General features: G+C 73.0%; 14 protein-coding genes and 1 pseudogene. 8 read left to right on the top strand and 7 right to left on the bottom strand.

Translation table 11 applies throughout. The annotated features are described in order from the left end of the window. The first annotated feature begins 31 nt into the window (after positions 1 to 31). The 3 genes and pseudogenes from ACIBKY_RS52895 to ACIBKY_RS52885 all read left to right on the top strand — a co-directional run bounded on the left by ACIBKY_RS52895 (position 32) and on the right by ACIBKY_RS52885 (position 1,090). Complete coding sequence (locus tag ACIBKY_RS52895) at positions 32 to 379, top strand: hypothetical protein (RefSeq protein WP_397109935.1); 348 nt, start codon at positions 32 to 34, stop codon at positions 377 to 379. Then, positions 324 to 764, top strand: a pseudogene (locus ACIBKY_RS52890) (tyrosine-type recombinase/integrase); the annotation flags it as partial. The gene ACIBKY_RS52895 and the pseudogene ACIBKY_RS52890, both read left to right, overlap by 56 nt. A gap of 125 nt (positions 765 to 889) precedes the next feature. Then, entirely contained in the window at positions 890 to 1,090 is a 201-nt protein-coding gene (locus ACIBKY_RS52885; RefSeq protein ID WP_397109965.1) for a hypothetical protein, read from the top strand. Here ACIBKY_RS52885 and ACIBKY_RS52880 read toward each other — a convergent pair. After that, positions 1,057 to 1,749: an aminotransferase class I/II-fold pyridoxal phosphate-dependent enzyme gene (locus ACIBKY_RS52880; protein ID WP_397109933.1), complete on the bottom strand. Its 693-nt coding sequence runs from the start codon at positions 1,747 to 1,749 to the stop codon at positions 1,057 to 1,059. The two genes, ACIBKY_RS52885 and ACIBKY_RS52880, sit on opposite strands and share 34 nt — an antisense overlap. A gap of 153 nt (positions 1,750 to 1,902) precedes the next feature. On the opposite strand from ACIBKY_RS52880, the gene ACIBKY_RS52875 reads away from it, so the two are divergent. The 3 genes from ACIBKY_RS52875 to ACIBKY_RS52865 all read left to right on the top strand — a co-directional run bounded on the left by ACIBKY_RS52875 (position 1,903) and on the right by ACIBKY_RS52865 (position 3,696). Then, on the top strand, positions 1,903 to 2,274 hold the full coding sequence (locus ACIBKY_RS52875) for an aldo/keto reductase (protein ID WP_397109931.1): 372 nt from the start codon (positions 1,903 to 1,905) through the stop codon (positions 2,272 to 2,274). A gap of 136 nt (positions 2,275 to 2,410) precedes the next feature. After that, positions 2,411 to 2,995, top strand: coding sequence for an ArsR/SmtB family transcription factor (locus ACIBKY_RS52870; protein WP_397109929.1), 585 nt, complete (start codon positions 2,411 to 2,413; stop codon positions 2,993 to 2,995). 2 nt (positions 2,996 to 2,997) lie between these two features. Continuing rightward, positions 2,998 to 3,696, top strand: coding sequence for an SRPBCC domain-containing protein (locus tag ACIBKY_RS52865; protein ID WP_397109927.1), 699 nt, complete (start codon positions 2,998 to 3,000; stop codon positions 3,694 to 3,696). 23 nt (positions 3,697 to 3,719) lie between these two features. Here the strand turns inward: ACIBKY_RS52865 and ACIBKY_RS52860 are convergent, their stop codons facing one another. Genes ACIBKY_RS52860 through ACIBKY_RS52840 form a run of 5 tightly spaced genes read right to left on the bottom strand, consistent with a single transcriptional unit; the run spans position 3,720 to position 10,200 of the window. Then, positions 3,720 to 4,922: an erythromycin esterase family protein gene (locus tag ACIBKY_RS52860; RefSeq protein ID WP_397109925.1), complete on the bottom strand. Its 1,203-nt coding sequence runs from the start codon at positions 4,920 to 4,922 to the stop codon at positions 3,720 to 3,722. Further along, positions 4,919 to 5,686, bottom strand: coding sequence for an ABC transporter permease (locus ACIBKY_RS52855; RefSeq protein WP_397109923.1), 768 nt, complete (start codon positions 5,684 to 5,686; stop codon positions 4,919 to 4,921). Before ACIBKY_RS52855 ends, ACIBKY_RS52860 begins: the two co-directional genes overlap by 4 nt. Then, a complete protein-coding gene (locus tag ACIBKY_RS52850) occupies positions 5,569 to 6,615 on the bottom strand; it encodes an ATP-binding cassette domain-containing protein (protein WP_397109921.1) in 1,047 nt (348 codons plus the stop codon). Before ACIBKY_RS52850 ends, ACIBKY_RS52855 begins: the two co-directional genes overlap by 118 nt. 58 nt (positions 6,616 to 6,673) lie before the next feature. Then, positions 6,674 to 9,670, bottom strand: coding sequence for a BTAD domain-containing putative transcriptional regulator (locus tag ACIBKY_RS52845; RefSeq protein WP_397109919.1), 2,997 nt, complete (start codon positions 9,668 to 9,670; stop codon positions 6,674 to 6,676). Continuing rightward, positions 9,670 to 10,200: an ABATE domain-containing protein gene (locus ACIBKY_RS52840; protein ID WP_397109917.1), complete on the bottom strand. Its 531-nt coding sequence runs from the start codon at positions 10,198 to 10,200 to the stop codon at positions 9,670 to 9,672. The genes ACIBKY_RS52845 and ACIBKY_RS52840 overlap by 1 nt, the downstream gene beginning before the upstream one ends. An 81-nt stretch (positions 10,201 to 10,281) precedes the next feature. Between ACIBKY_RS52840 and ACIBKY_RS52835 the strand changes: the two genes are divergently transcribed. Together ACIBKY_RS52835 and ACIBKY_RS52830 are read left to right on the top strand one after the other, a co-directional pair. Continuing rightward, entirely contained in the window at positions 10,282 to 10,728 is a 447-nt protein-coding gene (locus ACIBKY_RS52835; protein WP_397109915.1) for a VOC family protein, read from the top strand. A gap of 2 nt (positions 10,729 to 10,730) precedes the next feature. Then, complete coding sequence (locus ACIBKY_RS52830) at positions 10,731 to 11,531, top strand: pyridoxamine 5'-phosphate oxidase family protein (protein ID WP_397109913.1); 801 nt, start codon at positions 10,731 to 10,733, stop codon at positions 11,529 to 11,531. On the opposite strand, the gene ACIBKY_RS52825 is transcribed toward ACIBKY_RS52830, so the two are convergent. Further along, positions 11,528 to 12,355 (bottom strand): LuxR C-terminal-related transcriptional regulator, encoded by an 828-nt coding sequence (locus ACIBKY_RS52825; protein WP_397109911.1) that lies wholly within the window; start codon positions 12,353 to 12,355, stop codon positions 11,528 to 11,530. The genes ACIBKY_RS52830 and ACIBKY_RS52825 overlap by 4 nt on opposite strands. Between the last annotated feature and the right edge of the window lie 2 nt (positions 12,356 to 12,357).

Below are 12,357 nucleotides of genomic sequence, written 5' to 3'. Positions count from 1 at the left end.
AATCACTTCACGAAAGGTAGTCGGGCTGCCCGTGCGCCTCGAAATGGCCGACGACAGCCTCACCGCCTGGAGCGAGCGCCACCTCGCTCTGGCCGTGCGCGGGGTGCGCTCGCCGGAAGTCACCGGCAAGATCACCCGCCATCTCGAGCGGTTCACCGCGTGGATCACGAGCGGGCTCGGCCACGACCGGCTCTCAGCGGTCACCGTCCGTGAAGTCACCGCCTGGCGCGAACACCTGGCCGCCGCCGGCAACGTTGGCCGCGACAGCACGGCGGCGCCGATGGCTGCGGCAACCGTCAACAACCCACCTGGCCCACCTGTCGGTGCTGTTCACCTGGATCAGCGCGCACGCCCCCGCCGAGCTGCTGCGCCACGGTGACCCGACCAAGAAGGTCGCCCCGCTTCCGCTGCCAGCCCCGCAGGTACGGGCACTTGCCGCCGCCCAGGTGCGCACGGTCAAGAACGTGGTGGATTGGATCGAGACCTTCCACGAGCTCAAGGGCCGCCGCCACCGCGGCACCGGCAGCGCGCGGGTGCACGCTCATGCCCGCCCGGCCCGCGATCGGGCCGTCGTCTACCTGCTTTTCGGCACCGGGCTGCGCCGCACTGAGCTGGTCGGCCTCGACCTGGACCAACTGCAGCCAGCCGAGCCCGTGCGGCTGCGCCAGGGCAAGAAGGCCCGCCTGAGTGGCGTGCGCGGTAAGGGCCGTACCAGCCGCACCGTGTTCCTCGGCCGGGATGCCCGCCAGGCGCTGGCCGACTACCTAGAGCTCGAACGGCCCGGTGACGCCGCCGTCAGTACAGCCCCGGTCGCGCTGTTGCTGTCGGCCGCTTCCATCGCCGCCGCCGCCCCGACGGGCGGCTGTCGCCGCGCTCGATCAACACCATCGTGGGTGAGATCGGCCGCCTGCACGATGCCCAGATGCCCGACCCTGACCGTCAGCTCGGCACGCTGCGCCTGCACGACGCCCGGCACACCTTCGCCTTCGGGCTGTCTCAGGCCTCCGGCCACGACCGCGCCGAGCTGGAGCGCCGCCTCGGCCACGCTAACGACCGCTACCAGCCGATGCGCAGACCGGACAGTCCATAGGACTTCGACAGGCTGCCCACTCCGATGACCTTGTCGGTCATGCCGACGAACGACGGCGTCTCGTCGTCGATCAGGCGTTCGCTGCCTCGGTAGACCTCGTCGGCCACGAGCCAGGCGCCGCAGTCCTCGGCGATCCGCACGATCTCGGCCATTTCCTGTCTTGCGAGGATGTAGCCGGTCGGGTTGTTGGGGTTGCACGCGTAGATGAGCCTGGTGCCGGGGGTGGCGATCCGGCGGAGTTGCACCAGGTCGGGGGCCCAGCCGCGGTCGGCGTGCAGTTCGAACGCGGCCACGTCGCGGCCGCTGTTGCGGGCCAGACCCCAGACCTGGCAGTAGCCGGGCTCCATGACCACGACGCGGTCGCCCGGCTCGCAGAGCGCGTCGACGATCGCGGCGTTGGCCTCGGACGCGCCCACGGTGACCAGCACGTCGTCGGTGCCGATGCCGTCGTGCAGACCGGCGATGAGGCCCCGCAGAGACCGTTCGCCGTTGACCTCCGGATAGTAGAGCGGCACGGACATGATCCGCTCAAGGTCCTCGCCGTCCTCGACGAGGTCGGCCACGGTGACGGGGTCGACGGTCGAGTCGGCGAGGTTGAAGCGCACGGTCTGCTCGTGGTCGGATTGCCAGTTCTCGAGCTCGAACGTCTGGAAGGTCACAGGCCCTCCTTCGGCGAACAGGTCAGGTTGCCTCACACCCGAAATCCTGCCAAGGGTGCCTGTTGTCTGCATATTTAGGGATTGACATCCCTCTTGTCCCATGGAGTCTGGCTGTCTGCCTACCAGGCAACCTTTCAAGTGAGGGGTGATGCTATGGATAAGAACCGTGTCGAACATGACCTCCTCGGCGAGATCAGACTTTCCTCGAACGACCTGTTCGGCATTCATACGGCCCGGGCCAGCGAGAACTTCCGTCTCGGCGGCGAGTCGCTGCGCCAGCTCCCCGCCCTGCTGACCGCGCTCGCGCAGGTCAAGAGCGCGCGGCATGGGCCAACGTCAAGCTCGGCGTGCTGTCCCGAGGCCGGTCTGCGCGAGGGCAGGGACCGGGTGGAACGCTACGAGCGGCTGTGTGATGAGATCGGGGAGCATCCCGCGGCCGTCGGCCTGGCGTGGCTGCTGCACCAGCCGGGCGTGACGGCTCCGATCGCGGGCGCCCGGTCGAGCAGCTGGCGCTCAAGGCGCTGACGATCCGGTTGGATGAGGAACGGCTGGCCGCGCTCGACGACATCTTCCCTGGTCCCGGCAGCCTGGCCTCCGACCTGGCGGCACCGACAAACTTCGCCGTCTTGTCAGATTTAGTTGTCGGTGGGATCGTGGAGGCATGTTCGAAGTGACCGTGATCGAGGACCCGGCCGCCGCCGAGGTGTCGCTGGATCCCATGCGCTCCAGGCTGCTGGCCGAGCTCGCCCAGCCCGCCTCGGCGGCCATGCTGGCCGCCCGTGTCGGGTTGCCGCGCCAGAAGGTCAACTACCATCTGCGCACCCTCGAACGGCACGGCCTGGTCGAACTCGTCGAGGAACGGCGCAAGGGCAACGCGACCGAGCGGCTGCTGCGTGCCACCGCGGCCTCCTACGTGATCTCCCCCGTCGCGCTGGCCGCCGTGCAGCCCGATCCGGCCCAGTCGCCGGACCGGCTGTCGGCACGCTGGCTGCTGGCGCTGGCCGCGCGGCTGGTCCGTGACGTGGGCGCGCTCATCACGGGCTCGGCCAGGGCGGGCAAGCGGGTGGCGACGTTCGCGCTGGACGGCGAGGTCCGCTTCGCCACCCCGGCCGCGCGGGCGGCGTTCGCGGAGGAGCTCACGCAGGCCGTCACGACGCTGGTCTCGAAATACCACGATGAAGAGGCCGGATCAGGGCGGGATCATCGCATCGTGGTCGCCGTCCACCCCAGCATGAGGGAGTCGTGAGCATGGGCCACGAGTTCGAGATCGAGCACCTGGCCGAGGTGCCCGCGTCGCCCGAGGAGATCTGGGCGGCCATCTCCACCGGGCCCGGCATCGACTCCTGGTTCATGGGCCGCAACGAGGTCGCCGACGGCGCCGTCACCACCGTCTTCGGCGACTACTCCCCCAGCACGCGCATCACCGAAGCCAGCCCCGGCGCCCGCTTCGCCCACGGCACCGAGACCGCCCCCGACGGCCGCTTCGTCGCCTACGAGTTCCTCATCGAGGCCCAGTCCGGCGGTACCACCGTCCTGCGCGCCGTCACCAGCGGCTTCCTGCCGGGCGACGACTGGCAGGACGAGTTCGAGGCGATGTCGGCGGGCCTGGAGCTGTTCTTCGCCACGCTGGTGGAGTACCTGACCCACTTCCCCGGCCGCACCGCCACCCCCCTCACCGTCTTCGGCCCGCCCGTGCCCGACTGGGAGCAGGCCTGGCACTCCCTCGCCGGAAAGCTCGGCCTGCCCCGCCCTGCGCGGAAGGGCGATCGGGTACGGCTGGCCGGCGAGGACGGAGTCGTCTACTTCGTCAACTCCCAGAACGTCGCCGTCCGCACCCCCACCGCCCTGTACCGCTTCATCCGCGGCTTCCACGGCCCCATGATCGCCTCCCACCACCTGTTCGCCGAGGACCCCGGCATCGACTGGAAGTCCTGGCTGGACCGATGAGCCCCGGGGCCGCTCGATGACTGTCACCCCTGCCTGAACGGTCCCTTCGTGATCTGGACGGACCGGGTCTCCGGGACGCAGGCGACCGCGTCGTAGGCCCGTACGACGGGGACGTCCATGAAGGAGTCCAGCATCCGGATCCGCGTGAACGCCTCCGGGTCGTGGCCGCGCAGGTCGGCGATGGCCAGGGGCGCGCGGCCGTCGAAGAGCGTCTCGACGCTGCCCTCGGCCAGGGCGGGCAGCCCGACGTCGACCGCTTCGAACCCGAGCGGGTGCCCGGGCGCGACCCGCCCGGCGGAGGTGCGGCCGCCGAGGCTGGTGGCGGCGATGGAGACGTAGCCGGGGCCGAGGGCTCGGGCGAGGTGGTAACCCTGCGGGAACAGCCCGAAGTCGCCCTCGTGCTCGATCACCGTCTTGCGGATGTGGGTGTTGTGCGTCGCCACCACGACGCGGGCGCCGTCCTCGACGAGCCGCAGCACGCTCTCGGCGCCGAAGGCGTCCAGGCACGCGGTGCCCACGGCCATGCCGCGCCCGCCGAGGTCGCGCCCGCCGTGATCCAGGTACCAGGCGTTGCGCAGATGCTGGAACGCGGCCGCGTGTGCGGCGCCACGGCCCTGGCCGCGCTGGTATCCGGCCATCGTCTCCATGCGGGCCAGCAGGCGGCTGATCGCCACGGTCAGCTCGTCCTGCGCCTCGATCGGGCGGCGGGCGTGGTCCATCATGGCCTTCATGCTGGGCACCTCGCGGTCCCCGCCGGCCAGCCGGAAGGCCCGGTCGGCCAGGGGGAACGCGTCGGGGTCCGCGTCCTTCACGTACGCGGCGACCGCGCGCAGAGCGGTGCGCGGGACCCCGGCCAGGCAACCGGCGAAGCGCAGCGGGCGCTCGTGCTCGCGCATCCACCTCAGGAGGTCGTGCATCTCCCGGCAGTCGCCCATGCCGTGGTCGATGCCGGCGGAGGCGACCTGCTCGACGGTGCCGGCGCCGCCGCGTACCCACGCGTCGATGGTGTGCGCGTCGGTGAAGGGGGCTTCGAGCGCGTAGACGGTGAAGCCGCGGCGTTCGACGAGGAAGCGCAGCAGGCGGTGGCGCAGCAGGTAGAACTCGCGCACGTGGTGGGAGCTCTCGCCGATCGCCACCACCCGGGCGTCGCCGACCAGGTCGAGCAGGGGTTCGAGGTCGTCGAGGGGGTCCATGGGGTCGAGGGAGCGGGATTCGATGATGTTCACTGGTTGCGCCTCCTGAAGGCGATGACGGCGAGGGGGACGAAGACGACGAGGAAGGCGGCCGACCAGATGAGGGTGGTGCTCGCCGCGGTGGCGACCGGGCCGCCGAGGAGCAGGCCGCGGGTGGCGTCGATGGCGTGGGTGACGGGGTTGACGTTGACCCAGGCCTGGAGCCAGCCGGGCAGGGTCTCGGTGGGGGCGACCATGTTGGTGCCGAAGGCCAGCGGGAAGATCCCCAGGAAGCCGACGCTCTGCACGACCGAGGTCTCCTTGATGAGCACGCCGACGAGCACGTTGATCCAGCTCATGCAGAAGCCGAGGGTGACCGCCAGGGCGCAGGCGGCCAGCGCCGACACCAGATCGGTCCGGACTCGGAAGCCCAGGAGGTAGCCGAGGAGGAACAGGGTGACGAGCGCGACGCCGTACCTGATGAGATCGCCGACGACGGAGCCGATCAGCGGCGCGGAGCGGCCGATGGGCAGGCTGCGGAACCGGTCGAAGACCCCCTTCTTGATGTCGACGTTGAGGCTGACGCCGGTGGACAGCAGGCCGGCCATGAGCGTCGACATCACCAGCGTGCCGGGGAAGATGTACTGCAGGTACGCCTGCGGCGACCCGGCGACGGCGCCGCCGAACAGGTAGACGAACATCAGCAGGAAGACGATCGGCAGGAACAGCGCGTCGAACAGGATGCCCGGGTTGCGGCGGGTCTTGCGCAGGCCGCGCCCGGCCAGGAGCAGGCTGTGCCGGAGCAGCGCGAACGGCATCCCGCGGCTCCGGTGAGTGCGAAGAACGCCTCGTCCAGGCTGGGCAGCCGCAGCGACAGCTCGGCGACCTCGACGCCGGCCTCGGCCAGCGCCCCGACGACGGCGGTGAACGCGGCGCCGCCGTCGACGGCGACGGTCAGCACTCCCGCGGCCACGCTCGCGGGTTCGCGGCCGGTGGCCTTGGCGGTCAGTTCCGCCGTCCGCGCCAGCTCGGCGGGGTCCTTGGGCCGCACCACGATGGTCTGCCCGCCGACGATCTGCTTGAGTTCGGCCGGGGTGCCGTGGGCGATGACCCGGCCGTGGTCGATCACGCAGATCTCGTCGGCCAGGGCGTCGGCCTCTTCCAGGTACTGGGTGGTGAGCAGGACCGTGCCGCCGCCGTCGGCGATGGTGCGGATCATGCGCCACAGGTCTTCCCGGCGGCCGGGGTCGAGTCCGGTGGTGGGCTCGTCGAGGAAGACGACGCTCGGTTCGCCGACGAGCCCGGCGGCCAGGTCGAGGCGGCGGCGCATGCCGCCGGAGTAGGTTCCGGCCCGTTTGCCGGCGGCCCCGGTCAGGCCGAAGCGGCCGAGCAGCTCGCTCGCGCGCCGTTCGGCTTCGGGTTTGCGCAGGTCGAGGAGGCGGCCGAGGAGGACGAGGTTCTCCGTGCCGGTCAGGTCCTCATCCACCGAGGCGTACTGGCCGGTCAGACCGATCATCTTGCGGACCCGCGGCGCGTGCCGGACGACGTCGAGGCCGCCCACCTCGGCGCGGCCCTCGTCGGGGCGCAGCAGGGTGGCCAGCACCCGGATGGCCGTCGTCTTGCCCGCGCCGTTGGGGCCGAGTACGCCCAAGATCGTGCCGGGCCGGGCCGCCAGGTCGACGCCGGCCAGCGCCGTCGTCTTCCCGAACCGTTTGACCAGGCCTTCCGCCTGGAACGCGTACGTCATGGGGACCACCGTGCCGGGTGGTCCTCGCAGACCGCCCACAGATCCCTCGCGGGAGCGCTCAGCCCGTGTGAGCGAGGGCGGCCTTGACGCGGGCGATCGCGACCGCGCGGTCGAGGCGGCGGGCGTGCTCGTACGCCGCGTGGTAGGCGGGCTCGCCCAGTTCGGCGCGGAGCGCGCGGGCCAGCCGTTCGACGTCGGGGTGACGGGCGTCGGGGCCGCCGCGCAACGCGTGCGCGGCGCCGAGCACCCCGGCCGCCTCCGAGGCGTCGGCGGCCAGGCGCCAGGAGGCCACGGCGACCGCGGCCATGGCCACCAGCGGCATGTCCCAGACCTCCAGGGCGAGGGCGAACGCCTCGGCCAGATCGGGCCCGGCGTCCTCGCCTCTGGCCACGGCCAGCTCGGCACGGGCCAGGAGGAAGAGCGGATCCCGGCTCACGGCCGCCTCGGCCAGGTGCCGCCCGGCGGCGTCGAGATCGCCGTCGTGGCGGGCGAGGTTGGCCAGCTGGATCCGGGCGAGCCCGACCTGGTGCGCGGGCGGGTTGCCGCCGAGGACGTCGAGCAGTTCCGCGCGGGCCGCGGCCGTCTGCCCGGTGTGGCCGCGGACCATGGCCAGCCAGACCCGCTGTCCGTCGCCGGTCCCGAGGTCGCGGGCCAGCCGGATCGACTCCTCCAGCGCCGCGGCGCCCGCCTCGAACTCGCCGAGCGTGGTCTGGGCGAAGGCCAGATAGCTCAGCGCGGTCGCCTGGCCCCAGTGCTCGCCGCAGGCGCGGAACGCCGCCGCCGCCTGCCCGAGATCGGTGCGCATCGCCTCCATGTCACCGAGGCCGCCATCCAGGAACGACCGCACGAACCACAACAACCCGCGATCCCACGCCGCGGATCGGGGCAGACCGGCGTCGATCGCGGCCAGTCCGCGCGCGGCATCACCGGTGATCAGCGCGACCAGTGCCTCGATCATCGCCGTGGTCGCGGGGTGCTCGCACCCGGCCGCGAGCGCGAGCAGGCCGTCGGCCTCGCCTTTGGCGCGGCCACCGTCCGCGGCCAGAACCAGATTGATCAGGTACGCCGCCGCGACACCCGGATCCGGCGCCACGTCCAGCACCCCGCGCAGCAGAGCGGCCGCCTCGCCCGGATCCTCCGCGATCGTCCAGAAGAAGCGCAGCCCGCCCCCGAGCCGCGACGCCGTGGCCGCGTCCCCGGAGTCCGCGGCGAACCGCACCGCCGCCAGCAGATCGTCCCGGTCGGCCCGCAACCGCCGCACCCAGGCGAGCTGCTCGGCCCCGCGCAACCTCGGCTCGGCGTGTTCGGCCAGCTCGGCGAAGTACGCGGCGTGCGCGGCCCTGGCCGCCGCCAGCCGGCCGGACTCCGCGAGCCGTTCCAGCGCGTACTCCCTGATGGTCTCCAGCATCAGGTAGCGCGGCCGCTGCCCCGGCACGAACTGCAGCAGCGAACGGTCGGCGAAGTCCTCCACCGCCGCCCACCCCGACACGCGGGCCGCCGCCTCGGGCGTGAACGAGCCGGGGAAGACCGCGAGCCGTTCGACCGCCGCCCGCTCCTCCCGCGACAGCAGGTCCCAGCTCCACGACACGACCGCGCGCAGCGTGCGATGGCGCGGCAACGCCGTACGGCTGCCGCCGGTCAGCATCAGGAAGCGGTCGCCCAGCCCGGCGGCCACCTGTTCCACGCTCGCGTACCGAAGCCGCGCCGCCGCCAGCTCGATCGCCAGCGGCAGCCCGTCCAGGCGCGCGCAGATCCGCCCGGCGGCCGCCCGGCCCTCCTGGCTCAGCGTGAACCCGGGCCGCACCGCCCCCGCCCGGTCGGTGAGCAGCCGCACCCCGTCGGCCGCGGGCAGCGGCGCGAGGGGGCTCAGCGCCTCCCCGACCAGGCCGAGCGGCTCGCGGCTTGTGGCCAGGACGCGCAGGTGCGGGCACCGGCCGAGCAGGTCCTCGACGAGGCGGGCGGCGGCGTCGATCAGGTGCTCGCAGTTGTCCAGCACGATGAGCGTGGGGCTCGCGGGCAGCGCGTCGGCCAGCCGTCCCATCTGGTCGCCCGGCCTGCCCAGGCCGGTCAGGCCCAGGGTGGTGACGAGGGTCTGCGGCAGCGCCGCCGCGTCGGTCACCGACGCCAGCTCGACCAGCCAGGCGCCGCCGGGGAACTCGGCGGCCACCTCGCTCGCGGCCCGCGTCGCCAGCCGGCTCTTGCCGACGCCGCCCGGGCCGAGGAGCGTGACCAGCCGCCGCTCGTTCAGCTGCCGGACCACGTGCGCCTGCTCCTCCACGCGGCCGACGAAGCTCGACAGCGGCGTACGCAGGTTTCCGCGCACGGGCCGTTCGGAGCGCAGAAGAGCCAGGTGGAGCTCCTTGAGTTCCGGGCCGGGGCCGGCGCCCAGTTCCTCGGCCAGCGTCACGCGGAAGGACTCGAAGGCGGCGAGCGCTTCCGCCCGGCGGCCGGCGGCGTGCAGGGTTTCGATGAGCAGGGCCCGCAGGCGTTCACGTAGGGGGTGGGCGGCCAGGAGTTCCTCCAGCTCGGCCACGAGGGGAGACGGGTCGCCGCCCCGCCGCAGCTCGGCGGCGATCCGGTCCTCGGTCGCGGCCAGCCTGAGCTCGTGGAGCCTGGCGGCGGCGGCCAGCGCGTAGGGCGCCTCGGCGACGTCGCTCAGCGCCTCGCCGCGCCAGAGCGCCAGGGCCGCGCGCAGCCGTTCCGCGGCCAGTTCCGGGTCGTCCTCGCGCAGCGCCTGCCGCCCTTGACGTGCCAGCCGTTCGAAACGCAGGGCGTCCACGGCCTCGGGCGGGAGGTCCAGCCGGTACCCGCCGGGAGTCTGCAGGACTGCCGCCGGCAGGGCGCGGCGCAGCCGGGAGACGAGGGAGTGCAGGGCGTGCACGGGGTCGGCCGGGCCGTCCTGCGGCCACAGCGCCCCGGTGAGCGCCTCGACCGCGACCACGCCGCCCGCGTCCAGGGCCAGCCGGATCAGCAGCGCGCGCAGCCGGGCGCCCCCGACCGCCACCTTCTCGCCGCCGTCGGTGACCTCCAGTGGGCCCAGGACCCCCACGCGCATCAGGCGCCCTTGGTGCGGGCGTAGTGGCGGGCCACCCGCACGCGGTTTCCGCAGCCGGTCGAGCACCATTCCCGGCGCGGGTGCTCCTTCAGGAAGAACTGCACGCATCCGGGCGCCCCGCAGGGCCGTACGTGGTCGCGGTCGGGGCCCGACAGCAGCAGGATCGCCTGCTCGGCCACCTCGGCGACGGCCGCCAGCACGGGCGGATGCGCCGAACGGGCGGTGACCGACGGCGGCTCCCCCCACGCCAGCTCACGCCATCGCGGCGCCGCCCGCACCGCGTCGTTGAGCGCGCGGACGTGCTCGCCCGTCTCCGGCGCGCCTCCCATCAGCGCGCGTACGGCGTCGCGGGCCCGCCGGGCGGCGGCGGCCTCGTCGTCACCGATGGCGAGAAGGTCGGGCTCGTCCAGGTGTACTTCCAGCTCGGCGCGCCGCTCACGCAGCCAGGCGGTGAGACCGGCGGCGGTGGCCAGCGCGTCCCCCGTGGAGGCGCGGATGGTGTTGGCGAAGGCGACGGCGATGTGCACCACCCTGCTAATGCTACCCCGTACTTGCACCCATTAGCAGCTAATGCTTGAATTGCGGCACATCCATTAGAAGGGAGTCGCTCTGTGGCGACCGCACTCCAGACCGGGCACGTCGGGCTCAACGTCACCGAACTCGACCGCTCGATCGACTTCTACTGCCAGGTCTTCGGCCTCGGCCTCTTCGGCAAGACCGACGGCGGCGACTGGCGCTACGCGCGGCTGGGCAGGCCGGAGGAACTCGTGCTCACGCTGTGGGAGCAGAGTTCGGGACGCTTCGACGGCGGCAGTCCCGGGCTGCACCACCTGTCCTTCGAGGCCCCCGGCATCGACGAACTGGAGGCGATCGAGGCCCGGCTGCGCGAGCTCGGCGTGGCCATCCGGCACGACGGGATCGTCCCGCACGGCACGGGCCGCGAGTCCGGCGGGCTGTTCTTCGAAGACCCCGACGGCACCCGGCTGGAGATCTACGTGACCGAGGGAGTCACCGCCCCCGCCCCGCACGAGAACGCTCCCACCTGCGGATTCTTCTAGCCATGGGCATTCATCCCGGTGAGGTGAGCGCGCAGCGGCGCGCCAGCATCACCAAGCTGCTCGGCTCGGCCCGTGCCCGCCCCGAGCTGCCCGAGGTGGCCAGGGAGTTCCTGCGCCGCCAGCGGATGCTGGTCGTCGGCACGGGCACGCGGGTCGGGCTGATGACGGGCGAGCCCGGGTTCATCGAGCCGCTCGGGGCGACCACGCTGGCCGTACGCGGGGAGCCGCCGTTCGAGGCCGGCGGGGAGATCGGGACGCTGGCGATCGAGCCGTGGACGCGGCGGCGGATGCGGGTCAACGGCATGGCCAGGCAGGAGGGCGACCGGCTGGTCATCGAGACCGACCAGGTGATCGCGAACTGCCCCAAGTACATCGTCACCAGGGAGATCACCTCGGTGGCCGGGCCGGCGGCGCGCCGTACCGTGGAGCACACGGCGCTCACCGACGGCCACCGGCGGTGGATCGAGGCCGCCGACACCTTCTTCATCGCCACCCGCGCGGACGGCCAGGGCGCGGACGTCTCGCATCGCGGCGGCCCGCCCGGCTTCGTGGAGGTGCCGGAGCCCGGACGGCTGCGCTGGCCCGACTACCGGGGCAACTTCATGTTCCTGACGCTCGGGAACCTGGAGCTGGAGCCGGCCGCCGGGCTGTTGTTCGTGGACTGGGAGCAGGGGCACACGCTGCGGCTGGCCGGGCGCGCCCGCGCCGACTGGAGCGGTGAGCAGCGGATGATCGACTTCGAGGTGGAGGAGGTCGCCGAGACCATCGGGGACAGCCCGCTGCGCTGGACCCCGGGCCCTTAGGGGAGCAGGCCCGCGCGCCGGGCCGCGACCACGGTCTCCATCCTGGTGTGGGTGCCGAGCTTGCGCATCGCGCCGCGCAGGTAGCTCTTGACCGTCTCGGGCCGCAGGCCCAGCCGCTCGCCGGCCTCGGCGTTGCCGCAGCCCACCGCGATCAGCGACAACACGTCGATCTCGCGGGGCGAGAGCGGGTTGCGCGCGGGCGGCGGCCCGGGCGGCGCGCCCAGCCGCTCGCACACCTCCCGCAGGCGTTCGCGCAGGGCCGGGTCGGTGATCTCCTGGGCGATGGAGCGCAGCTCGGCGTGCGCTTCGCGCAGGTTCTCCCGCTCCGGCCCGGTGGGCCGCTCGCGGGCCGCGCGGGTGATCGCGGCGGTCTCCAGTTCGGCCATCCGCCGTTCGACCTCAGCCTGTACGGCCAGCTCCACGCCGAGCCGGGCGGCGATCCTGCCCATGGCGTCGAGCACGCGGGTACCGAGGGTGAGCGGCTCGCGGATGCCGCCGTACAGCAGCCCGCCGACCCTCTCCCCCACGACCACGGGGACGGCCGCGATCGCCCGCAGGCCCTCGGCCCCCACCGGCCGGTCGTACTCGTGGCTGATGCGCGCGTCGGTGGCGTAGTCCTCGACACTGCCCGGCCGGGCGGTGACCAGCACCCGGCCGCCCAGTCCGCTGCCGGCCCGGATGGCCAGCCCGCGCAGCGCGCCGGTCGTGGTCCCGGCCAGCTCGGTCAGCCGCACGGTACGGCCCGCCGTCACGGTGCCGCCGAACAGCACGGGCAGGCCGGTGACGTGCCGCATCCGGGCCAGCGCCGCCCGCAGTGCCACCATGA

This window comes from Nonomuraea sp. NPDC050394 (assembly GCF_044459065.1).
In the GTDB taxonomy this organism is placed as follows: Bacteria; Actinomycetota; Actinomycetes; order Streptosporangiales; family Streptosporangiaceae; genus Nonomuraea.
The sequence above is the reverse complement of the archived record's forward strand: the minus strand, read 5'-3'. Positions and strand labels throughout refer to the sequence as shown.

Coding starts and splice junctions, on each gene's coding strand:
- ACIBKY_RS52875 (WP_397109931.1), top strand. CDS start 1,903: ATGGATAAGAACCGTGTCGAACATGACCTCCTCGGCGAGATCAGACTT.
- ACIBKY_RS52870 (WP_397109929.1), top strand. CDS start 2,411: ATGTTCGAAGTGACCGTGATCGAGGACCCGGCCGCCGCCGAGGTGTCG.
- ACIBKY_RS52865 (WP_397109927.1), top strand. CDS start 2,998: ATGGGCCACGAGTTCGAGATCGAGCACCTGGCCGAGGTGCCCGCGTCG.
- ACIBKY_RS52855 (WP_397109923.1), bottom strand. CDS start 5,686: ATGCCGTTCGCGCTGCTCCGGCACAGCCTGCTCCTGGCCGGGCGCGGC.
- ACIBKY_RS52850 (WP_397109921.1), bottom strand. CDS start 6,615: ATGACGTACGCGTTCCAGGCGGAAGGCCTGGTCAAACGGTTCGGGAAG.
- ACIBKY_RS52845 (WP_397109919.1), bottom strand. CDS start 9,670: ATGCGCGTGGGGGTCCTGGGCCCACTGGAGGTCACCGACGGCGGCGAG.
- ACIBKY_RS52830 (WP_397109913.1), top strand. CDS start 10,731: ATGGGCATTCATCCCGGTGAGGTGAGCGCGCAGCGGCGCGCCAGCATC.
- ACIBKY_RS52825 (WP_397109911.1), bottom strand. CDS start 12,355: ATGGTGGCACTGCGGGCGGCGCTGGCCCGGATGCGGCACGTCACCGGC.